This window comes from Paenibacillus woosongensis, assembly GCF_030122845.1.
Classification (GTDB): Bacteria; Bacillota; Bacilli; order Paenibacillales; family Paenibacillaceae; genus Fontibacillus; species Fontibacillus woosongensis_A.
In genome coordinates this window covers 3,893,232-3,916,057 of record NZ_CP126084.1, presented here as the reverse complement: position 1 = coordinate 3,916,057, position 22,826 = coordinate 3,893,232, and the positions used below count along the sequence as shown (strand labels likewise).

The window sequence follows — 22,826 nt, the reverse complement described above, 5'->3', positions numbered from 1 at the left end:
AACAATAGCATATGACAATGTGTTACTGATTCGATCAGGCATGAGTTGATTAAAGTACTTTGATTGCATTTCTATAATGCGGGGTATTATAACCGTAGGAGATGTGAGCCAGAAGTACCTTTTATTAGCTTATGCCTTTTTTGCTGTTGTTGGGCAGTTATTATAGAGAAAAACTTACAGGAGGATGGATATGTTTAAACGCTTTTTTGGCGTGCTGCAGCGGGTAGGTAAGGCATTGATGCTGCCTGTAGCGCTGCTGCCTGCGGCTGGATTGCTGCTTGGTATTGGAAACATGCTGGTCAATCCGGATTTCTTGAACCTCGTGCCGGCTCTGGATAACGCCACAGTAAATGCAGTCGCTACGGTGATGATGAATGCTGGCGATATCGTCTTTACGAATCTGGCATTGCTGTTTGCCGTCGGGGTGGCGGTAGGGCTTGCTGGCGGGGACGGAGTTGCAGGACTTGCCGCGATCATCGGTTATTTGGTCATGAACGTGACCATGGGAACGGTGATCGGGGTTACGCCTTCGATGATTGGAACAGATCCTGCATATGCTAGCGTGCTGGGCATCCCAACCCTGGGGACAGGCGTATTCGGGGGGATCATAGTAGGGGTTCTCGCAGCCTCGATGTACAAGCGATTCTTTAAAATCGAGCTGCCGTCCTATCTTGGCTTCTTTGCAGGTAAACGTTTTGTACCGATTATGACCGCCGCCACATCTTTGCTGCTTGGCTTGGCTATGGTCGTTATTTGGCCGCCGATTCAGGGAGGGCTTAACGCGGTATCCCACTTTATGCTGGAGCAGAACCGCACGCTTTCCGCCTTTATTTTCGGCGTCATCGAGCGGGGACTTATTCCATTTGGTCTTCACCATATTTTCTACTCACCGTTCTGGTTCGAGTTCGGAGAGTACGTAAACAATGCGGGACAAATCGTTCGCGGGGACCAGAAGATCTTTATGGCGCAGCTTCGCGATGGCGTAGGGTTTACTGCAGGTACGTTCATGACTGGTAAATTCCCGTTTATGATGTTCGGTTTGCCGGCTGCGGCACTGGCGATTTATCACGAATCTAAGCCTCAACATAAGAAGTATGTTGCCGGAATCATGGGTTCGGCCGCGTTGACTTCGTTCTTGACGGGAATTACAGAACCGCTTGAGTTCTCATTCCTGTTCGTAGCACCGCTGCTCTTCGTCGTACACTGCGTGTTTGCAGGGTTGTCGTTCATGACGATGCACTTGCTTGATGTAAAAATTGGAATGACGTTCTCTGGCGGATTGATCGACTTCCTGATTTTCGGGGTAATTCCAGGACGTACGCCTTGGTGGAACGTCATCATCGTCGGCTTGATCCTGGCCGTGATTTACTATTTCGGCTTCCGCTTCGTTATCCGCAAATTCAACTTGAAAACGCCAGGCCGCGAGGATGACTCCGCTCAACAAGACGGCGGGGAACAAAGAGGGAAAACTACGCAGGATGAGCTGCCGCACAACATTCTTGCCGCATTGGGCGGTCAGGACAACATCGTCCATCTTGATGCCTGCATTACCCGGCTTCGCGTGGAAGTGAAGGAGAAAGCAGATGTAGACAAAAACCGCCTTAAAGCGCTTGGGGCTTCTGGAGTTCTGGAAGTTGGCAACAACATTCAAGCCATTTTTGGCACAAGATCTGATACGATTAAGACCCAAATTGGGGATATAATGAGTGGTAAGACCCCAGTTATTTCGCCTGCTGCTGCGGCGGAGAAGCCTGCCGAGGTAGAGCAGCAAGCAGCTCAGGACGGGAAAGCGATTATCGACGAGGATATCGTAATGCCGGCTAGTGGCGAGTTGATGGATATTACGAATGTTCCTGACCCTGTCTTTTCCGAAAAAATGACGGGTGACGGATTTGCGGTGCTGCCAGAGGAAGGGACGATTTGTTCCCCGGTTTATGGTAAAGTGTTTAATGTATTCCCTAGCAAGCATGCGATCGGCATCTTGTCCGACGGAGGCAAGGAAGTGTTAGTGCATATTGGCGTCAACACCGTGAAGCTGAAGGGACAAGGTTTCAAAGTGCTGGTAGAGGAAGGCGATCTGGTAGCTGCAGGGCAGCCGATTATGGAAGTGGATATCGCTTATGTGAAAGAGAATGCGAAGTCATTGATTTCGCCGATTATTTTCTCCAACCTTCCAGAAGGCTCTACGGTGGAGCTGAGCAAAACGGGCAAGCTGAAAGCTGGAGAAGGCAACATTATTACGATAAAATAAGCACGGCCTGGGGTTACAACATCCCTCATCCGCAGATGAGGGGTTCAAATAAACTAAATTTTAACAGAAAGCGAGTGTACTTATGATGGAAAAAGTATTCAGAATTACGGATGAAGATGGTATTCATGCACGCCCAGCCACAGCGCTGGTAAATACAGCAAACAAATTCAGCGGAGCTGAAGTATTCGCGGAAGCTAACGGCAAAAAAGTGACCTTGAAGTCCATTCTTGGCGTACTTTCCCTAGGGCTTGAAAAAGGCGATCTCATTACGTTGACTGTCGATGGAGACAATGCCGCAGAAGCGCTTCAAGCGCTCACTGACGTAATGGTTAATGAAGGGTTAGGCGAAGTAAATGCTTAACATCAATGGGATTGCTGCATCGGCAGGTGTAGCGATTGCTCCGGTTTTCAAGCTGGAGCACCCTGATTATACGGTAAAGCGCCGGGAGATCGAGGATCCTGCGGCAGAGAACGCTCGCCTGGACGAAGCTTTATCGAAGTCGCAGCAGGAGCTTGAGGCAATTAAAGCGCGCACGCTTCAAGAGCTGGGGGAGAAGAAGGCAGAGATTTTCGAATCGCATCTGCTCATTCTGAACGACCCTGAGCTGCTTACCCCTGTACGGGACAAAATCAATACGGAAAAAGTCAGCGCCGAATTTGCTCTGAACGAAACCGCCCAGCAGTTCATCTCCATGTTTGAGAACATGAAGAGCGACTATCTCAAGGAGCGTGCGGCGGATATGAGGGACGTTACGAAGCGCGTACTGACTCATCTGCTTGGTCTGAATTACGTAAATCCCGCTGAGATCAGCGAGGAGGTTATCGTAGTAGCGGAAGACCTGACGCCTTCGGATACGGCGCAGCTTAACCGCAAATATGTAAAAGGCTTTACGACGAATATCGGCGGCCGTACTTCGCATTCGGCCATTATGGCGCGTTCCCTGGAAATTCCGGCGGTTGTTGGAACAAAGGACGTGCTGAGCCAGGTAAACAACGGCGATCTGCTGATCGTCGATGGACTGGACGGAACCGTCATCGTAAATCCTTCGCCTGATGTTGTTGAGCAGTATACAGCGAAGCGTGACCAGCATTTGCAGCAAATCGAAGAGTGGAAGAAGCTGCGTGAGGTTCCGACGGTTTCCCGCGACGGGGTTCATGTGGAGCTGGCGGCCAACATTGGAACGCCAAACGATGTGGCTGGCGTACTGGAGAACGGCGGCGAAGGCGTAGGGCTGTACCGTACCGAGTTCCTTTATATGGGCCGGACGGAGCTTCCTTCGGAGGAAGTGCAATTCAACGCCTACAAAACGGTGCTTGAGAAAATGGAAGGCAAGCCGGTAGTCGTAAGGACGCTGGATATCGGCGGCGACAAAGAGCTGCCATATCTGGACTTGCCGAAGGAAATGAATCCATTCCTCGGTTTTCGGGCCGTACGTCTCTGTCTGGAGCGGACGGATATTTTCCGGACACAGCTTCGCGCTTTACTGCGGGCGAGCATTTACGGGAATTTGCGGATCATGTTCCCGATGATCGCTACGCTGGATGAATTCCGTCAGGCAAAAGCCCTGCTGCTGGAGGAGAAGGATAAACTAGCGGCTGAAGGCGTATCCGTATCGGAGGACATCCAGATCGGGATTATGGTGGAAATTCCGGCAACGGCGGTGCTGGCTGATCAGTTTGCCAAAGAGGTTGACTTCTTCAGCATCGGCACGAATGATCTTATCCAATATACGATGGCTGCCGACCGGATGAACGAGCGCGTTTCCTATTTGTATCAGCCATACAACCCGGCGATTTTGCGTTTGGTGAAAATGGTTATCGATGCCGCTCACAAAGAAGGGCGCTGGGCAGGCATGTGCGGAGAGATGGCGGGAGATTCCACAGCAATTCCGCTGCTGCTTGGGCTTGGATTGGATGAGTTCAGCATGAGCGCCACTTCGATTCTGCCAGCGCGTTCGCAAATCGCCAAGCTCTCCAAGGCAGAAATGCAGGAGCTGGCGGCCAAAGCGCTGCAGCTAAGCACAGCCGAGGAAGTCGTGGAGCTTGTCAGAGGCATCCAACAATAAAGCGCTATTCTAAAACTTATCAGGTATTACTTTTCAGGTTTCAGCTTTTCCAACAAAATATTTGGGTTTCTTTCCAGCCGGCGCAGATGCGCCGGTTTTTTTTCGTATCTGCGTATTTAGCGATTAAGGAATTATAAGGTGGTGGCAACGTTAGGAATAGCGGAGAATTGGGTAAAATAACAATGTGGTTTCAGCCATGGCATTACAATGAGGAGGGTGTTACGTATGACTGCGAGTACGAATCAACGAACCCAGTACTTAGACGTCTCAAAGAGGACGGAGTTTACCCGCTCTTCACTTCACCGATTAAGGAAAAATGGGGGCATTCCTGCTAGCGTGTACGGAGGCGGAACGGAAGCCCAGTCTATTTACGTGGACGAGAAACAACTGGCCAGAGTGGCTCGTACGGGACGCACCGAATTTTTTGAGCTGCGGATCGACGGGGCTGAGGGCATTCCGGTATTGATAAAGGATGTTCAGCAGCGAGGCGGCAAAATACTTCATGTCGATTTCCAGAAGGTGTCGAAAAATAAACCGATTCGCGTTAAGGTGCCGCTGATTTACAATGGGACGGCCGAAGGAACTAAGGTTGGCGGAATTCTGCAAATTCAAGCGACGGAGCTTGAAATCGAAGGTTTGCCGGATGTCCTGCCGTCCGGGCTCGAGGTGGATGTGACTCCGCTTGGCACCGGAGACAAGCTGGTTGCCGCTGACGTCCAGCTGCCAGAAGGCATCTCATTGATTGCCCTGAAGGATGAGCTACTGGCTTCAGTCGTGCTCCCGCGCGTGGCAGAGCCCGAGGCAGAGGCGGAGGGCGACGCTGGAGCGGAGCCGGAGGCTGCTGACGGCGCCGGGGAAAAAGAATAATTTCCAGTTTATCTGTGTACAGGAAAGGCGGTCTATCGGGCCGTCTTTTTTAGGTTTTGTCTTAAATTTAGATTTATACGATTCTAGCATTGTGGTGTTAGATGTTTTTCTATAATAATAGTATAATATATTCATGTTATGTATTATAATTCCAATACAACAAAGCGAAAACATTCCTTTGTAACAAGGTTGGTTACACTGTATAATGTGAATATGCAAATTTAAAGAAAGAGGGGATGACATGCCGCCGAAAAAACAAACTAATGCGTTGGCGCAGCGCAAATCGGAACAAATGAAGCAGCAGCAAAAACAGAAGACAAGACGGGTGATTTGGTTTTCCACGGTTGGGGTGCTGTTGGCGCTCTGTATTATTGTTTTACTGATCCCGACGAAACCCAAAGCAGAGGCGTTTGAGTATGCCGGCCTTCCGGTATTGGGAGATCCGAACGCTCCTATTAAAATCGTAGAATTTGGAGATTATAAGTGCCCGGCATGCAGCATTTTCAATGAACTTGTCAAGCCGCAAATCCAAAGCGATTATGTAGATCAGGGCAAGGCTGCCTTTTATTTTATGAACTATCCTTTTCTCGGACCTGATTCAGATACGGCTGCATTGGCAGCGCAGTCTGTATACCATCAAAGCAACGAAGCATTCTGGACTTATTTTGATGCCTTGTACACAAATCAAGGGAACGAGAACGAGCAGTGGGCGACGGTCGATTATCTGGTCGAGCTGGCGCAGAAGGAGAACATTGGCATCGACTACGATCTTCTCCGCAAGGATATCGAAGAGAAGACGTACCAGAACGAAGTGGACGAGCACCGAAACAAAGCGAATCAGCTCAGAGTTCAGGGAACACCTACGATATTCATTAACGGCAAGCCGTATAACGGGAACTTTGGAGACTACACCGAGATCAAGAAAGCGATAGAAAACGAATTGAAGGGTGAGTAGGATGGTCCAAGGCCCGGTACGCTCTTTTTTTAGGGAATATGGCATTTATGTTGCTTGGCTCGTATCGATGGTAGCTGCCGCAGGAAGCCTGTATTTAAGTGAAGTGCTGTACTATGAGCCCTGCAAGCTGTGCTGGTTTCAGCGCATATTCATGTATCCGCTCGTGATTATGCTCGGCATGGCCGCGTTTCGCAACGACCGCAGAATGATTGGATATGCCCTTCCGCTCAGCATTATCGGAGGATCTATCTCGATCTATCATTACGCCCAGCAGAAAATTCCCGGTTTGGCGCAGCTGCTGCCGTGCAAAGTAGGGATTCCGTGCAATATCGATTATTTGAATTGGTGGGGATTCATCACGATTCCTTTTATGGCATTAATTGCATTTTTATTAATTACCGTATGTCTGTTCCTCGCCAGAACGGCCTCAAACGATGAATAAGCCTTACAGGCGCCCTCAGCCATTAAATGGCTAAGGGCGCCTTTTTGCTGGAACGAAGGCGGGATGGCTTAGCGACTAGCTGCCAGACGGCGAATTCGGGTAATAAATAGTGCAACATTTTGAGTGCTTGAAACGTTATCGTAGGTGGAGGTGCATAATGAATAAGAGCAGAAAAATGTTAATATTGTTGGCAGCAGTGGTGCTAACGTTGTCTGTGTCGCTAACCGCGTGCAGCAAGACGGGAACGGAACAGCCGGGAACACCGGCAAACTCGAATAACGGGAATAGCCAGATACACGATGAGACCAAACCTCCCGAAGATGCCGGAAATGAGGAAACTAAACAGGGAACAGGCCGATTTGTAGGATTGATGGATAATCATTCGCTAGAAATAGAGGTAAACGGGGAACCGATGCCATTCCAGATGGATGCCTCGATTTCCGCCATCGCTGAGGGATTGTTACCCAGTGACCCGGTCGAATTCGAATACGTAGAAAAGGCGGTCCCCGGGGATGATTCGCTGAAACAGCTGGTTCTTACCCGACTGGAGAAGGCTGAGGCGCCCCGGACATCGGGAGAGCTGCCCGCGACCAAGCAGCTTGAGGTTGAGCTTGAAGGAATGAAGGAAGAACGAACTGCCAATTTGGCTGAAGGCCAGGGATATGCGCTCTATGTGTTTGATATTTTTGACTTTGATCCGCAATCGGATACTTTGAGCATGAAATACGATTCGAATTACAAGGTGAAAATTACTAAGCTCCCTTCCGATTACAACACGGATGACCTGCGGAGTGATGCGAAGGAAAGGTTGTCAAAGACAGGCAAGATCGAGGAAGTTACAGGCGAAGTCATGAACAGGTTTATGCCGGATACTTCCGTGTTCTTGCAGGCTGCCGGAAATGATCTGAGCCAGCAATATGTTGTCAAGGAAATTGGCGGACAGGGGTATGCGTTTGAGGTGAATATCCCGCAAGGCGAGCCGTCGGAAGGCTTTGTGCCGCTAGCCTATGCTTCCTTGAATTCTATCGTAACTCAATAATTGAAACGGAAATAGCCTTGGCGAGAGCGGTCTTGCTAGGGCTATTTGCATTGTGCTGCGTTGAATCGGGCGGCTGCAGAGAATGCAGCTGTGACAAGTGCCTAGCCGTTCGCATATGATGCCACAGACGATTTAATTACTGGGCAAAGGAGAGAACGGCTTGAAGAAGAACAAACCCCCGAGAAGCGGTAAGAAGAAAAAGTCGCTTTATTACGTGGATAATCCGGATATTAATGAGCTTAAACTGCTGGAGACGGAAATAAACGAGCGGCGAGCCGAGCCGAAGGATATGAGGATCCATCAATCTGCTGCGCCTGCAATATTTTCACCTGATGATGATTTGATGGCGGACGATTTTTTTATCGAGGAGGATGAGTTAGCCGATACAGCGGAGGCGGCTGAATCAGCAGTGACGGCAAACGCCGAGCATACGGATGATGAAGCACCGTTATCCAACCTGAATTTGGCGGCGCATCTGGCGGAGAAGAAGACACCTCTTGTTGACGAAGGGATCGTCTATACGAACGATTTGAGAGATGCCGCCGTAACAGGGCCGAAAATCGCCCCTTATACGATCGATGCATCGAGAATCAAGTATGGGACGATCGGCACGGCCTGGCTAGCCGATTATGCTGTCCAAGGCATCAAGATTGCCGATGGGGCGGTAACCTCATCCAAAATTGCACCTGAATCCATTACGGGTGAGCATCTGGTTGACGGCTCCATCGAGGGAAGAACGATCAGGAATCGTTCCATTGGGGGGGAGAAGCTTCAGGAAGGCAGCATTACTTCAGATAAGCTGGCTGACGGCATCATCGTAGCTGACAAACTGGCCGATCATTCGATTCAGAGCCGCCACTTGAGCGATTGGATCGTGACCACGGATTTACTGCAGGATCAAGCCGTGACCTCGGATAAAATTATGAGCGGCAGTATTCAAACGATCAATTTGGCCAACGGTGTCATCGATAACTCCAAGCTTGCCGACCAGTCCATCACATCTTCCAAGCTTCGCGACGGCGCTGTTACTGGGGGAAAAATTCAAGACGGTGCTATTCAAAGCCGCCATTTAGCCGAGGATGCGATTAATGTGCGCAATTTGGCTCCCGGACTGATTGGGAAAGAACAGCTGGCCTACTCTAGCGTCGGAACAGAGCAATTGGAGAACAAGATCATCTCATCGCAGCATATTAAGGAGAACGCCGTCCAGTCGGAGCATCTCGCGCCGGAATCGATTGACCGGGTTCATATTCGTGCAAGCAGCATTGGCGAAGAGCATATCGGGGCAGGGCAAATCAAAGGCAAGCATCTGGCCGATCGCAGCATTCTTTCGACGAAGCTGTCTGATCAATCGGTAGGCACGATGCAAATCGTCGAGCAGGCGGTCACCTCATCGAAAATCGCCGACCAAAGCATTTTACCGCAAAAAATAGCGGATGAAGCTGTATTGACCAGGCATCTTGCCCCCGGTTCGATTCAATCAGCACAGCTTGCCCCCGGCGCGGTGAAGTCTCCGAACATCGCGGCTGAATCCGTACAGGGAGGGCATATCATGTCCTATGCCATTGAGGAGTGGCATATCGCAGAAGATGCTGTGACCGGAGATAAAATTGGTGAAGGTGAAGTTGGGGATCGGCATTTGGCGCAAAACTCCGTTTCAACGCCCCATATTCAGAAGGGGGCAATTATCTCCGAGAAACTGAAGGACGGGAGCATCACCGGAAGTAAGATTGCCGACGGAGCTGTCACAGCCAAGGCTATCGATGCCGGGGCGATCCATTCTTACCATCTGGCTCAAGGAGCTGTTCATGCCCCTCATTTAGCACCGGAGAGCGTCGGAGGGATTCAACTGCAGCCAGGGGCCGTTGAAGAGGAGCATATTAATCATGGAGCCGTATTTACCCACCATTTACAGGATCATTCTATCACTTCGCTGAAACTGTCTCCCGAATGCGTTACAAGCGACAAAATTAATGATTTGGCCGTAACGGTATCCAAGCTTGCTGAAGGAAGCGTAGTCTCCTCCAAGCTTGCTCCTGCTTCTATCCTGACCCGGCATATATCGAGAGAGGCCGTCCAAAGCGACGCGCTGGCACCGGGAGCCGTATTGTCCGAGCATGTTGCAACAGAAGCTGTAACTAGCAGGCACCTCGGTACGGGCGTATTGAAGGGTCACCATTTCTCAGATGGTTCAGTATCGGAAAAGGCGTTGAATGATGGAGCGGTTACGGCTGCCAAGCTAAAAGAGAACGCAGTGCAGGATCGGCATTTGGGCGAGGAAGTCATTAAGGGCCGGCATATCGGCAAAGCGGTGCTAGAATCGCGGCATATAAGCCCTGAATCCATTACGGGTGATCATTTAGCGCCCGAATTACGCCGTGACGGATTGCTTCCCGAGGGCGGAGTCAGCGGAGATGACTTGATGCCGGGCTCGGTAGGCCGAGAACATTTACACCCTAGATCCGTCGATGGAGCCGTGCTGCAAACCGGTGTAGTTGGTTCCCTGCATTTGATGCCAGATTCCATACAACGGCAACATATTAGTGTTGAATCTGTGCTTAGTCAGCATTTGACCGATAGCGTGATACAATCCCGCCACGTATCGGAAGGGGCTGTCGGCGGACAGCATATTGCTGCCGAAGCGATCGAGGCATGGCATATCCGGCAGCAAGCTGTGCAGAAGGGGAATTTGTCCGCCGAGCTGCAGCAGCGGGGGCTTCTGCCGGAGGACGGAGTCGCTGGGGCCGATATTACGCCGGGAGCAATTGAACGAATACACCTGCAGGCAGGTATTGTGGATGGCGATGTATTACAGAACGATGCCGTACAATCGGTTCATTTGCAGGCTGATGCGGTGCAGAGCAAGCATCTGGCACAGCAATCCGTTCACGGCGGGCATCTCGCGAATGGCGCGGTAGAGGGGCAGCATATAGCTTCGGGCTCCATAGATGGACAGCATATCGCCGATGCTTCGCTGGGATCCCGCCATCTTCAGCCGAAGGCGGTGGAGGTTGAGCACCTATCTGCCGAGCTGCGGCAGGAAGGGCTGCTTCCGGAGACAGGAATTGCGGGAAAGGATATTATGCAGGGCTCGATCAGCCGGGTTCATTTGCAGGAAGGGGCGGTGGACAGCGATGTACTGCAACGGGAATCCGTAAGCTCGTCGAAATTGCAGCCGCGTTCGGTGCTGCCCTATCATTTGAGCGATGAGTCGGTTAACGGACAGCATTTGACGGATGCCGCAATTGAAGCCCGACACTTAACAGAAGGCAGCGTGGAGGAGAAACATCTTGCCGATTCTTCGGTTGATGCCCGGCATATTCGTCCACATGCAGTGCAATTAGAGCATTTGTCGTCTGATTTGCATCGCGAGGGATTGCTTCCAGAGGGAGGCATTGTCAGCAAAGATGTGGCAGCAGGCGTGATTGGGCGCATTCATTTGCAGTCAGGCGTTGTGGATGGAGATGTTCTGCTAGGGGAGAGCGTAAATTCTTCGCATATTCAGAACGAGGCGGTGCAGGGCCATCACTTGGCGGAGGGAGCGGTACAGAGCCGCCATTTGTCGCCTGGTTCGGTGAAGATGGAGCATCTATGTGAGAATAGCGTGAACGGCAGACACCTCGCGGATTCCTCCGTCGAATCGAGGCAGATTTCTCCTCAAGCCGTTCAGGTAAAGCATTTATCTATTGACCTGCAGCGGAATGGACTGCTGCCGGAGGCCGGCGTAAGGGGAAGCGATTTGGCAGCAGGCTCGGTCAGCCGCGCTCATCTGCACCCTGGCGCGGTAGACAGTGTTGTGCTCCAAGAGGAGTCCGTCGGGGCAGCGCATCTTCAGGCAGGAGCCGTTCAGAGCTATCACTTGGCAGAACAACTGATCCAAAGCCAACATCTGGCTACGGGTCAAGTGGAATCCCGCCATTTGAGCGAAGGCATCGTATCAGCCAGCCATATTGCGGAAAGAGTGGTGAGCTCCCGTCATATTGATGCTGGCACGTTGAAGGCTGAGCATTTATCCGCCGAGCTTCGGCAGGAAGGATTGCTGCCAGAGGGCGGTGTGAAGGGAAGCGATCTGGCAGCAGGCTCGGTCAGCCGTGCTCACTTGCAGCCGGACGCGGTGGACAGCGCAGTGCTTCAAGAAGAGTCCGTGGGCACGTCACATCTGCAGGCAGAGGCGATTCAGAGCTATCATCTGGCGGATGAATTGATTCAAAGCCAACATCTGGCGGTAGGTCAGGTGGAATCCCGCCATCTGAGCGAAGGCCTCATCTCAGAGAGCCATATTGCGGCAGGAGCGGTGAGCTCCCGTCATATTAGCGCTGGTACGGTGACCCCTGAACACTTGTCTGCCGATCTGCGGCAGGAAGGATTGCTGCCAGAAGGCGGTGTGAAGGGAAGCGATCTGGCAGCAGGTTCGGTCAGCCGTACGCATTTGCAGCCAGGCGTAGTAGATGGCGAGGTGCTCCAGGAAGAGTCCGTGGGCGCGTCACATCTGCAGGCAGAGGCGATTCAGAGCTATCATCTGGCGGATGAATTGATTCAAAGCCAACATCTGGCGGTGGGTCAAGTGGAATCCCGCCATCTGAGCGAAGGCCTCATCTCAGAGAGCCATATTGCGGCAGGCGCGGTGAGTTCCCGACATATCGGTGCCGGCACATTGAAGGCTGAGCACTTGTCTGCCGAGCTGCGGCAGGAAGGATTGCTGCCAGAGGGCGGTGTGAAGGGAAGCGATCTGGCAGCAGGTTCGGTCAGCCGTACGCATTTGCAGCCAGGCGTAGTAGATGGCGAGGTGCTCCAGGAAGAGTCCGTGGGTGCGTCACATCTGCAGGCAGAGGCGATTCAGAGCTATCATCTGGCGGATGAATTGATTCAAAGCCAACATCTGGCTACGGGTCAAGTGGAATCCCGCCATTTGAGCGAAGGCATCGTATCAGCCAGCCATATTGCGGCAGGCGCGGTGAGCTCCCGACATATCGGTGCCGGCACATTGAAGGCTGAGCACTTGTCTGCCGAGCTGCGGCAGGAAGGATTGCTGCCAGAGGGCGGTGTGAAGGGAAGCGATCTGGCGGCAGGCTCGGTCAGCCGTGCTCACTTGCAGCCGGACGCGGTGGACAGCGCAGTGCTTCAAGAAGAGTCCGTGGGCACGGCACATCTGCAGGCAGAGGCGATTCAGAGCTATCATCTGGCGGATGAATTGATTCAAAGCCAACATCTGGCTACGGGTCAAGTGGAATCCCGCCATTTGAGCGAAGGCATCGTATCAGCCAGCCATATTGCGGCAGGCGCGGTGAGCTCCCGACATATCGGTGCCGGCACATTGAAGGCTGAGCACTTGTCTGCCGAGCTGCGGCAGGAAGGATTGCTGCCAGAGGGCGGTGTGAAGGGAAGCGATCTGGCAGCAGGGTCGGTCAGCCGTGCACATCTGCAGCTCAGCGCCGTAGACGGAGCCGTACTGCAGGAAGAGTCCGTGGGGACGGCACATTTGCAGGCAGGAGCTGTTCAGGGCAATCATTTGGCGGATGCAGTCATACAAAGCCAACATTTGTCCGCCGGTGCGATCGAGAGCCCGCATATTAAGCAGGGTGCAGTTCAATTGGAGCATTTGTCGGTATCACCCGTGATTGCCATACGCGATCAACCAACGATGCAGCAGTTTGGAATGGCAGCATTTCTTCTTCAGAATCACGAAGAATCGACAGAAGTGATGGTGTTGCTTGAGGAGCCCTTTGCCCATGCGCATTATGTCATCGTAGCGATGGCGAACAATCCGGGGTATTACGTCTCGTTGAAATCGCAGGAGCCTGACTCAGCAATTCTTGAAATCTCGAGAATGAAGCCCAGCTCTAGGAATTATGGATTCGTCACATGGATCGCTGTTGGCAGTCTGAATTAACCGTAAATTTGGAATATCAGGTATAAGGATAGGATCAGAGGGACATCTCTTTTGTATAAAATTCGCGGGTTGCAGCCTGCAGTTTTAGTACGGAGGCAGATGTCTCTTTTCTGCCTGGAATTTATATCGAATCTGCCGTCTAATCAACAGACTATAGAATTGAGGGGGGATATCCAGAGCGGGCAATCACCACAAGCTGGTTATAGAAATAGGCTTATGAGTCATCCCTCATCTTGCCGAGCCGCTCAGAGCGAAAATGGCCAAGCAGAAAATTCGCAGCCGGTAATTAGATGCAAGTGAACCGTAGCTATAGATTATTTACTAAAAGATAGGTATACTTTTTTAGTAATATAGATGAATTGAGTGACGATATCCGATTAGTATTGTTCCTCAGCGGGTTGGACAAGGAGCGGAGAAGGTTGATGAAAAAACCGACAATCGAAGATGTGGCCAAAAGAGCCGGGGTTTCCAAAAGCACGGTCTCCCAGTATTTAAACGAACGATATCAATATATGAGCGAGGATACGAGAAGGCGGATCAGCGAGGTCATCGAGGACCTCAAATATCAGCCGAACGGGCTTGCCCGTAGCCTGAAGCAGAACCGTACCTTCATGGTTGGCATTATTGTGGCCAATATCGATTATTCGTTATCGATCAAATGCATACGCGCCATCGAAAATGAGCTGCAGCAGCATAAAACGCAGGTGATTATATGCAACGCTGATGAAAGTCCGGAGAAGGAGCGCGAATATATCGAAATGCTGGCAGCTCGCCAGGTCGACGGCCTGATCGTGTTCCCGTCCGGGAATGGGAACAGTTCCTATCGCAGGGTGATGGAGATGAAGCTCCCGCTTGTATTTCTGGATCGGCTCGTTGAGGGAGTAACGACGCAAAGCTTGCTGCTCGATAACGAAGCTGCGGCGAAAATCGCGATTCAGGAGCTGGCCGAGCATGGACATGAACGGATTGCGATTCTGTCGCTTCCGCTTGGCGATTACGCCATTACACCCCGCAAGGAGCGGATCAGCGGGTATAAAAAAGCGATGGAGGAGCTCGGCCTTCCGATCGACGAAGCCTATATTTGCCATGCACCGAAAGAAAATATAGCCGAGGTGCTGGAAAGGCTGCTGGCACTGCCCAAACCGCCAACAGCGCTGCTGGCAGGCAATGATATTGTGCTGGCGGAAATACTGAAGTTCGCCAATCAGACAGGCCTGCGGATTCCCGATCAGCTGTCCGTGATTGGCATCGATGATGCTGAATTTGCACATATCTATAATCCGGTCATTACAACGATATCCCAGCCTGCTTACGACATGGGGACACAGGCTGCGAAAATTTTACTCTCTTCGATCGAACAGAAGGGGACGGAGCTGCCGATTACATACCGTTTCCCGCCGATGCTGCAGCAAGGGCAATCCGTACGGACAATATAAAAAAACATGCTCCCGTTAGCGATGGAGCATGTTCTTTTTTATCATATCCAGATTTATTGCTTCATGAATTTCTGCAGCTTCTCCCGGTCAGGCAAACCGTCCATGTCCCCCGGAGACATGACATTGATGGCACCGATCGCATTGCCGCGCCGGACAGCCTCCTGCAGCGGCAGCTGCTCCAGCAATCCGCTGATGACGCCTACGGCAAAGCCGTCTCCTGCTCCTACGGTGTCCACGACTTCTTCGACCTTGAAGCCCGGAACATATCCTTCTCCGTCTGATGATTTGAAATAAGCGCCTTCCGGTCCAAGCTTGATCACCACGAGCGAAACGCCGCGCGCCAGGTAGAAATCGGCGATGGCCTCCGGCTTATCATGCCCCGTAAGCAGCTTGCCTTCGCTAATCCCCGGGAATACCCAGTTGGCGCGGGCGGCCAGGTCGTTAATCGCTTTCACCATCGTATCTGTATCCGGCCATAGGGAAGGGCGCAGGTTTGGATCGAAGGATACGGTTTTTCCCTGGGACCGCATGAAATCGACAGCGTGAAGAGCAAATTCATGACAGGATTTCGAAACCGCCGGGAAAATGCCAGTTACATGCATATGCTTCGCGGATGCGAAATAATCGCCGTCAAAATCGGATAAGCTGATTGTGGAGGCAGCTGAATTTTTGCGAAAATATTCAACGACAGGATCTCCTGTCAGTACTTTCGATTTGACCAGCATACCCGTTCTATGTTCATTCGTAAATTTTACGTTGGAGGTGTCGATGTTCTCCTTGTTCAGGGTATCGGTAATAAAATGGCCGAAGTTGTCCTCCCCGAGCTTGGTGACCAGACCGACGGAGTGGCCCAAACGGGATAATCCGACGGAGACGTTGCATTCGGCGCCGGCCATCCCCTTGGAGAAAGAAAGCGCTTTATGCAATTCCCCGGGTTCATTGGCGTAAAACATCGCCATCGGTTCGCCGAAAGTGACTACGTCAAGCTTCTTGTTCATGTATGCTTCCTCCTAAATCTAATTGTGAGATGATGAACTTATTTGGCATATTCAAAATAATCGGTTATCTTGAAATTAACACATAAATCGGTTTTGTACAATAAAGGAATTAAGGAATCGTGCTTTGACACAGATCCTCCATAAGAATCCGTGAAATTTAGCGAAAAAACGATAATTATTCAAGAAATATAGTGCATTTACAGCAGAGTTGTTGTTTAATATGATGTAGATAATCATAAATGGCAAGGTAAATAAGATAAAAAAGTTTAGTTGAGAGGGAGATGGCGATGAAGAAAATAAAAGTGCTGCAAAATATTACAGAGTTGGGCGTCGTCGCGGTAATCCGCGGAGACGATGCGGAGTCCGCCTATCAAATGTCCAAGGCTTGCATCGAAGGCGGTTTGAACAATATTGAGGTTACTTTTACGACGCCGGACGCCGACGAGGTTATCAAACGCCTGATTAAAGAATACGGAGGGCAGGCTGTGATCGGTGCGGGAACGGTGCTGGATCCGATCACCGCGAGAATCGCCATTTTGGCAGGAGCCGAATTCGTCGTGAGTCCTTCCTTTGATGAGGAGACAGGCAAGCTGTGCAATCTGTACAGCATACCTTACATGCCTGGCTGTATGACGCTTAATGAGATGAAGGAAGCGTTGAAGCTCGGCGTGGACGTGCTGAAGCTGTTCCCGGGCAATAACTTCAATCCGGGTTATATCAAGGCTGTCAAAGGCCCGATGCCGCATGTCAACATCATGCCAACCGGCGGCGTTGACCTCGACAATATGGAGCAGTGGGTTCGCAGCGGATGCATTGCTGTAGGGATCGGCGGAAACCTGACGGCACCGGCCAAGGAAGGGCGTTATGATCTGATCGCTGAGCTTGCCGCTAAATACGTGGCCAAGTTCCGCGAAATCCGTGCATAAGCAATCTGCATCAAAATAAAACAGCAACTAATAAACCGGGCAGGGGATATCATCCCCTGCCCAGTTTTTATATGTCGTGTATCTATTAAAGTTTTAGAATCTAATCGAGTGTATAAGGCGCAAGATCGACTGGAAGAGCGGCAGGGCGCTCGCAGCGGCTATGCATCTCGTAATAGCGGCCTGAGTCGGATGATTCATGGAACGCCCACATCGCTTCCAGCACATGGTAAGCAAGCTCTCCGCTGGCCCGGTGCGGACGGCCGCGAAGCAGCGAATACGCCATGTCTGCCGGGCCGATTCCGCGGCTGTTCTCTGTATAGCCTGGAAGAAGCGGCTGTTCCGTCCATTCGGCTTCGCCGATTTTACGGTATTTCACCGGGCCGCCGAACGTGTTCGGATCAGGTACGAGCAGCGTTCCTTCCGTCCCATGGATTTCGATGGGCGGCAGGCTGCTGCCGCCAAAGATATCGAAACTCGTAATCAGGGTCGCGATGGCCCCGTTGTCGAAGCGAAGCGTGCCGGCAACATGGGTGGGAATGTCGACGGGAATCATTTTGCCGTATTTTTTGTCGCTCGTTATGATTCGCTCTTCCATGGCTTTGCCTGTCATTCCGGCAATGGAATGAATCGGGCCGAGCAATTGCACCAGGGCGGTCAAATAATATGGCCCCATATCGAACATTGGCCCCCCACCTTGCGCATAGTAAAACTCTGGATCCGGATGCCAGAACTCGTGTCCGCGGCTCATCATGAAGGCTGTCGCCGATACCGGGCGGCCAATCACGCCATCCTCGATCAATTTGAGGGCGGTTTGGATGCCAGCGCCCAGGAATGTTTCCGGGGCGCTGGCAACGATAAGGCCAAGCCTTTTTGCCGTATCCAGCACGAGCCTGCCTTCCTCCAGCGTAGCGGTAAGCGGCTTTTCCACATATACATGTTTGCCGGCTTCCAGAGCTTTAAGGCTTACCTCGGCGTGCACGGCTGGAATCGTCAGGTTGATGACGATGTCGATATCCGGGTCTGCGAGCAGCTCATCCGTAGTATAGGCGCGAGGAATGCCGTACTTCTCCGCCTGTTCCCGGGCACGGCTTACATCCAGGTCAGCGCAGGCCGCAAGCTCTAGGACGCTGAATTTTTTACAGTTCTCCATATAAATGCTGCTGATTTTTCCGCAGCCGATAATGCCAACCTTCATTTTGTCCATGATACGCCTCTCCTCTTCCGTGCAGCTGGCGGTTTATTGGCTGTCGCCCATGCCGGTATAGTGATTTTGCTGCTTAAGCGCCTGATCGCCATACATCTCTTTAGCGAGCTGCTTGCCTTCTGCTGCCCAGAGGAGGCCGCGGGTCATCAGCTCGGTGACCTCCGGCATCGCAACGATGTCTGCGTGATGTCCGAGGGAATTATAATATACGCGTCCGATTCCCCAGCGCTTCGTCCAGACGACAGGCATATCGACGGCTTTGTTCAATCGGTGAGGGCCGTCGGCTACGGGAAAGCGGGTGGTCGCCAGCACCTCGACTGCCGGGTCCACATGCAGGTAATACTGCTCGCTCACTACCTTAAAGTCTTCCATTCCGGCGACAAGCGGGCTGGAGGACTGCTTGATTTCTACCATATATTCTATGCCGTCATTCCCCGGGTGGGCCACCCATTGGCCTCCGGTCATAAACTGCCAGTCTACATTATGGCGGAAGGAGTCGCACATGCCGCCGTGGCAACCGGCGAGCCCAGTACCGTTCTGAACCGCCGCCGATACGTTGTTGACATATGCTTGCGGGATTTCCCCCATCGTCCAGACGGGCACGATCAGATCAAGACCCATCAGCTTCTCTGCATCTGCATACGCTTCCAATGTATCCGCGACTTCCACGTCGAATTGATGGTTTCGCAATATATTTGCGAAGATGCCAGCGACTTGCTCCGGTTCGTGTCCGTCCCAGCCGCCCCAGACTATTAATGCCTTTTTCATATCTCTATGTCTCCTTTACATTTCCGAGATTTCGACCCAGCGGCGCTCGTCGATGGAGCGCTCTACGGCCTCCAGGACAGCCTGGCATTTCACGCCGTCACGGAAATTCGGCTGTGGCAGCCTCTCTTCCCGAAGAGCGTTGGTTAGTTCCAATATTTCATGAATGAACGTATGCTCGAAGCCGATCGTATGTCCTGGCGGCCACCAGGCTTCCGCATATTCATGGGCCGGATCCGTAGCCAGCACTCTCCGGAAGCCTTGGACATCCTCTTCATCCGAGTTAAAATACACTTCCAGCTCGTTCATCCGTTCAAAGTCAAATTTTACGCTGCCCAAGCTCCCGTTAATTTCAAAGGAATTGGTCGACCGGTGTCCTGCCGCGAAACGGGTTGCTTCGAAGCTGCCGAGCGCGCCGTTGGCGAACCGCGCCAGGAAGAGCGTTGCATCGTCGACGGTGACCGGTCCCCGTGGAGCATCTTTGCTGCCTTTGGCGCTGAGTCCCGTCATTTCCTCGGCGATCGGGCGCTCTTTAATGAAGGTCTCGCTCATCCCGATGACCTCATGGATGTCCCCGACCAAGTAGTGGGCCAGATCGATCAAATGGGCGCCGAGATCGCCATGCGAGCCCGAGCCTGCAATTTCTTTCTGTAGCCGCCAGACGAGCGGGAATTCGGGGTCCATGACCCAATCCTGCAGGAACCAGGCTCTGAAATGATAAATTTTGCCGAGCCTGCCGCTTTCTACGAGCTTTTTGGCCAGCTTGACCGCCGGTGAAAAGCGATAGTTGAAGCCGATCATATGGGCTACTTTGGCTTCCTCCGCCGCCTGCAGCATCTCGTGGGCGTCGCTTAATGTCAGCGCAAGCGGTTTTTCGCAGAAAATATGCTTTCCGGCCTTGGCCGCAGCGAGTGCAATTTCTTTATGGACATCGCTAGGGGCATTGATATCGATCAAGTCAATGTCATCACGCGCGATCAGATCCTTCCAGTCCGTTACGACATCAGACCAGCCCAATTGTGCGGCAGCCTCGGTTACGGCTTCCTTGTTTCTTCCGCACAGGGCGGTCATTTCAGGCTTCATAGCCTCAGGAAAAAACATCGGCAGAGTCCGGTAAGCGTTGCTGTGTGCTTTTCCCATAAATTTGTAGCCAATCATTCCGACGCGCAGTTGCTTCATTGTATCCCTCCATCGATAATAAAATTGAATTCAATATTATTATAAAAATTACCTCGATGAATCTCTCGCCAGTTTATGCTTATACATAGACAAAAAATGCACTTTAAACATAAAGTGCATTCCAGATTGAAATTAGATTTGATGAACAGGCAGGGCGGCATTAGAAACACCGTCACGCGAGCTGGAAGGGACGCAGCCTTTCAATTCTTTATATACCCGATTGAACGTACGGATGCTGTTAAAGCCGCATTCCAGGGCAATATCCATAATGCTGGCATCGCTGCTGATCAGCTTGCGTTCCGCCTTGAGCACGCGGATCGTATTTAAGTAGGTCCGAAAATTCATACCCACAGCGCTTTTGAACGTGCGGCAAAAATAAGACGGCTCCATTTGAAAATGGGTCGAAATCAATTCCACGGATAAATCATCCTGATAATTTTCTTCAATGAACGACAAAATTTGCTGGATTCTCACCCGCTTCGATTCGAGCTTGCTTCGTGAGCTGCGGCTCAGCCTATGGGACGGCCAGCTTCTCTGCAGCGTTCCGCATAATTCGAGCAGACGGGCTTTGATGAACATTTGATGACCTGGTTTGGCGTTTTCTTTTTCCTCCATTATGTCGTACAGCAGCTGCCTGATATGCTTGAATGCAGGGTCTCCCCCCGGCATGAAAGGGGAAACAAAGCTAAAATCATTTGGCCAGTTCACGGATAGGCTGATCATTTCCGGCTTAAATATGAGAATGATAACCTGCGAATCTTCTTTGCTCTCAAAATGATGAATGTCGTTACTGCAGCAAATGACCATATCGCCTTGCGTGAGCAGACGCTTTTCCTCATTGACTCCGACAAGGATACTTCCCGACTCGACATAGATGAATTCAATCTCAGAATGATAATGTGCGTAGAACGTCAGGTTATGCCCGTGGTGGATAACTAGCGGCAATTCGTAATCCAGTATCCAATTCTGATAGAAAGATTTCATGCGCTCACTCCCGTGCTTTGAACATTACACACTTTCATCATATCGGGAAGTACAATTAATGTCTAATACGGATTGTTCTATCACTCTTGGTAAGGTTGAAGTATAATAAATCTATAACAGGAAAATTATAGGATGGCCCGAAGTGTTCACCAGGATCGGAAGGGGAAGGAGTACATATGTCTATCGGAAAATTGATCTGCCTTGCGCATGCCGGAGGCAGTGCGTCATCTTATTTACGCTGGAGCAGCCGTTTTGATTCAAGCCTTAAGCTGGTACCTCTTGAGTATGCAGGTCGGGGAATCAGATCGAACGAGCCTTTATATGAAAATATGGACGAGACTGTGGCGGATCTAATCCAAATGCTGAAGCCACAGTTGGCTGATCGCATTCCGTACGTCCTATTCGGGCATAGCCTCGGGGCGCTGGTGGCTTACGAGCTCGCTTATGCGCTCCAGCAGGCCCGGCTGCTTGGGCCCTCTATATTGATTCTATCCGGTAAAAATCCGCCCCATCTGCACCTGCGAAACAAGCGTCATTTATTACCTGACACGGAATTTCGCCAGGAGCTCGCTTCCATGGGCGGGACGCCTCCTGAATTGCTGGAAGATTCGTCTTTTGCTGAATATTTCATGCCGATTGCCCGTTCCGATTTCAAGCTGGTGGAGACGTACCGTCTGGAGGCCGGAAGGCCTAAGCTGCATACAAATATTTGTGTGCTCAATGGCATGGAGGATAACTTCGTCGATTTAAAGGAGATGGAGGGATGGGGACGTTACTGCGAGGGGGAGTTTTGGCAGCAGCAATTCCCTGGAGGGCATTTTTATCTGCACGAGCATATTGAGCAGGTAGCTGTGTATCTGAAGCGATTGCTTGCTCAACCATCGGCTTGGCAGCCGCAGATTTGAAGCTTGTTTTGGTCATAAATGAACATAGCCGGGCCTTCAAGGCGCCGGCTTATTTTGCATGAGAACATACCAATTTACACATTAATTGTTTCAAATCAATAAATAGTGCGTATTATATATTGAATAATAATTAAATATGACGTATTATATACACGATCAAACTATTCTTACAGGAAGGAGGAATCAAAATTCGCCAATATGACATTCTAATGAACGACGAAGGAATGTTATACTAGGAGCGAACCTATCTGAAGCGGAGGGATTTATTATCAAACTAACATCCCGTCAATTGGAAATCATTGACATTGTGAAGAAGCATGCTCCGATTACCGGAGATCTCATAGCGGAAATGCTGAATTTGACTCGCCCGACAATCCGTTCAGATTTGTCCATTCTCGTCATGCTCGATTATATCGATGCAAAACCGAAGGTAGGATATTTTTTGGGCAAGAGAAGAACGCCGGAAGAAGAGAGCAAGCTTCGGCTGCTTGATATGAAGGTCGGGGATCTTCACGGCGTACCTGTGATTGTTCGTGAAACGACGACGATTCAAGAGGCGGTCGTCTCGCTTTTTCTAGAGAATGTAGGCCATTTGATTGTTACGGATGAGCAAGGAAGATTGGCAGGGATCGTATCCCGTAAGGATTTACTCAAGGTTACGCTAGGCAATGCCACTGCATCCTCAATGCCCGTAAGCTTCATCATGACTCGGCGGCCTAATATCATCACCGTCTCACCGGAGGATTCGGTGCTTGAGGCGGCGAGGAAAATTATCGCTCATCAAATTGACAGCTTGCCTGTAGTCGTGCCGGCGGAGACCGGCGAAGAGGGAGACGTAAAAGTGGTAGGGCGAATTTCTAAGACAAATATTATAAAAATGCTGCTAGACACGATAGCTGAGGATTAGTGGGAGGAATGG

General features: G+C 51.2%; 17 protein-coding genes. 12 read left to right on the top strand and 5 right to left on the bottom strand.

Annotated features, from left to right (window positions below):
• The first annotated feature begins 190 nt into the window (after positions 1 to 190).
• From ptsG to QNH46_RS17870, 9 genes are all read left to right on the top strand, one after another.
• The gene (gene ptsG / locus QNH46_RS17910; RefSeq protein ID WP_283925471.1) at positions 191 to 2,251 is read left to right on the top strand and encodes a glucose-specific PTS transporter subunit IIBC; all 2,061 of its coding nucleotides are present in this window, start codon (positions 191 to 193) and stop codon (positions 2,249 to 2,251) included.
• 85 nt (positions 2,252 to 2,336) lie between these two features.
• Positions 2,337 to 2,612 carry an HPr family phosphocarrier protein gene (locus tag QNH46_RS17905; RefSeq protein WP_155610719.1) on the top strand — a complete coding sequence of 92 codons (276 nt, stop codon included), beginning with the start codon at positions 2,337 to 2,339 and terminating at the stop codon, positions 2,610 to 2,612.
• The gene (gene ptsP, locus QNH46_RS17900) at positions 2,605 to 4,317 is read left to right on the top strand and encodes a phosphoenolpyruvate--protein phosphotransferase (RefSeq protein WP_283925470.1); all 1,713 of its coding nucleotides are present in this window, start codon (positions 2,605 to 2,607) and stop codon (positions 4,315 to 4,317) included. The genes QNH46_RS17905 and ptsP overlap by 8 nt, the downstream gene beginning before the upstream one ends.
• Positions 4,318 to 4,542: 225 nt before the next feature.
• Positions 4,543 to 5,184, top strand: coding sequence for a 50S ribosomal protein L25 (locus QNH46_RS17895; protein WP_283925469.1), 642 nt, complete (start codon positions 4,543 to 4,545; stop codon positions 5,182 to 5,184).
• 241 nt (positions 5,185 to 5,425) lie between these two features.
• Positions 5,426 to 6,139: a DsbA family protein gene (locus QNH46_RS17890; RefSeq protein WP_283925468.1), complete on the top strand. Its 714-nt coding sequence runs from the start codon at positions 5,426 to 5,428 to the stop codon at positions 6,137 to 6,139.
• Between the two features lies 1 nt (position 6,140).
• On the top strand, positions 6,141 to 6,581 hold the full coding sequence (locus tag QNH46_RS17885) for a disulfide oxidoreductase (RefSeq protein WP_283925467.1): 441 nt from the start codon (positions 6,141 to 6,143) through the stop codon (positions 6,579 to 6,581).
• Between the two features lie 157 nt (positions 6,582 to 6,738).
• Positions 6,739 to 7,620, top strand: a complete 882-nt coding sequence (locus tag QNH46_RS17880; RefSeq protein ID WP_283925466.1) for a DUF8580 domain-containing lipoprotein — start codon at positions 6,739 to 6,741, stop codon at positions 7,618 to 7,620.
• Between the two features lie 160 nt (positions 7,621 to 7,780).
• Positions 7,781 to 13,510, top strand: coding sequence for a WIAG-tail domain (locus QNH46_RS17875; protein ID WP_283925465.1), 5,730 nt, complete (start codon positions 7,781 to 7,783; stop codon positions 13,508 to 13,510).
• A gap of 422 nt (positions 13,511 to 13,932) precedes the next feature.
• Positions 13,933 to 14,946 (top strand): LacI family DNA-binding transcriptional regulator, encoded by a 1,014-nt coding sequence (locus QNH46_RS17870; protein ID WP_283925464.1) that lies wholly within the window; start codon positions 13,933 to 13,935, stop codon positions 14,944 to 14,946.
• A 53-nt stretch (positions 14,947 to 14,999) separates the two neighbouring features.
• Here QNH46_RS17870 and QNH46_RS17865 read toward each other — a convergent pair whose 3' ends face one another.
• Entirely contained in the window at positions 15,000 to 15,944 is a 945-nt protein-coding gene (locus QNH46_RS17865) for a sugar kinase (protein WP_283925463.1), read from the bottom strand.
• A gap of 287 nt (positions 15,945 to 16,231) precedes the next feature.
• Here QNH46_RS17865 and QNH46_RS17860 point away from each other — a divergent pair, with 287 nt between their 5' ends.
• Positions 16,232 to 16,870 carry a bifunctional 4-hydroxy-2-oxoglutarate aldolase/2-dehydro-3-deoxy-phosphogluconate aldolase gene (locus QNH46_RS17860; RefSeq protein WP_283925462.1) on the top strand — a complete coding sequence of 213 codons (639 nt, stop codon included), beginning with the start codon at positions 16,232 to 16,234 and terminating at the stop codon, positions 16,868 to 16,870.
• A 100-nt stretch (positions 16,871 to 16,970) separates the two neighbouring features.
• Here QNH46_RS17860 and QNH46_RS17855 read toward each other — a convergent pair whose 3' ends face one another.
• The 4 genes from QNH46_RS17855 to QNH46_RS17840 all read right to left on the bottom strand — a co-directional run bounded on the left by QNH46_RS17855 (position 16,971) and on the right by QNH46_RS17840 (position 21,002).
• Positions 16,971 to 18,074: a Gfo/Idh/MocA family protein gene (locus tag QNH46_RS17855; protein WP_283925461.1), complete on the bottom strand. Its 1,104-nt coding sequence runs from the start codon at positions 18,072 to 18,074 to the stop codon at positions 16,971 to 16,973.
• A gap of 33 nt (positions 18,075 to 18,107) precedes the next feature.
• Entirely contained in the window at positions 18,108 to 18,842 is a 735-nt protein-coding gene (locus QNH46_RS17850; RefSeq protein ID WP_283925460.1) for a ThuA domain-containing protein, read from the bottom strand.
• A gap of 15 nt (positions 18,843 to 18,857) precedes the next feature.
• Positions 18,858 to 20,018: a Gfo/Idh/MocA family protein gene (locus tag QNH46_RS17845; protein ID WP_283925459.1), complete on the bottom strand. Its 1,161-nt coding sequence runs from the start codon at positions 20,016 to 20,018 to the stop codon at positions 18,858 to 18,860.
• Between the two features lie 132 nt (positions 20,019 to 20,150).
• Positions 20,151 to 21,002 carry an AraC family transcriptional regulator gene (locus QNH46_RS17840; RefSeq protein WP_283925458.1) on the bottom strand — a complete coding sequence of 284 codons (852 nt, stop codon included), beginning with the start codon at positions 21,000 to 21,002 and terminating at the stop codon, positions 20,151 to 20,153.
• Between the two features lie 176 nt (positions 21,003 to 21,178).
• Between QNH46_RS17840 and QNH46_RS17835 the strand changes: the two genes are divergently transcribed.
• A complete protein-coding gene (locus QNH46_RS17835; RefSeq protein WP_283925457.1) occupies positions 21,179 to 21,907 on the top strand; it encodes a thioesterase II family protein in 729 nt (242 codons plus the stop codon).
• Between the two features lie 289 nt (positions 21,908 to 22,196).
• Positions 22,197 to 22,814 (top strand): helix-turn-helix transcriptional regulator, encoded by a 618-nt coding sequence (locus tag QNH46_RS17830; RefSeq protein WP_155610705.1) that lies wholly within the window; start codon positions 22,197 to 22,199, stop codon positions 22,812 to 22,814.
• Positions 22,815 to 22,826 lie beyond the last annotated feature (12 nt).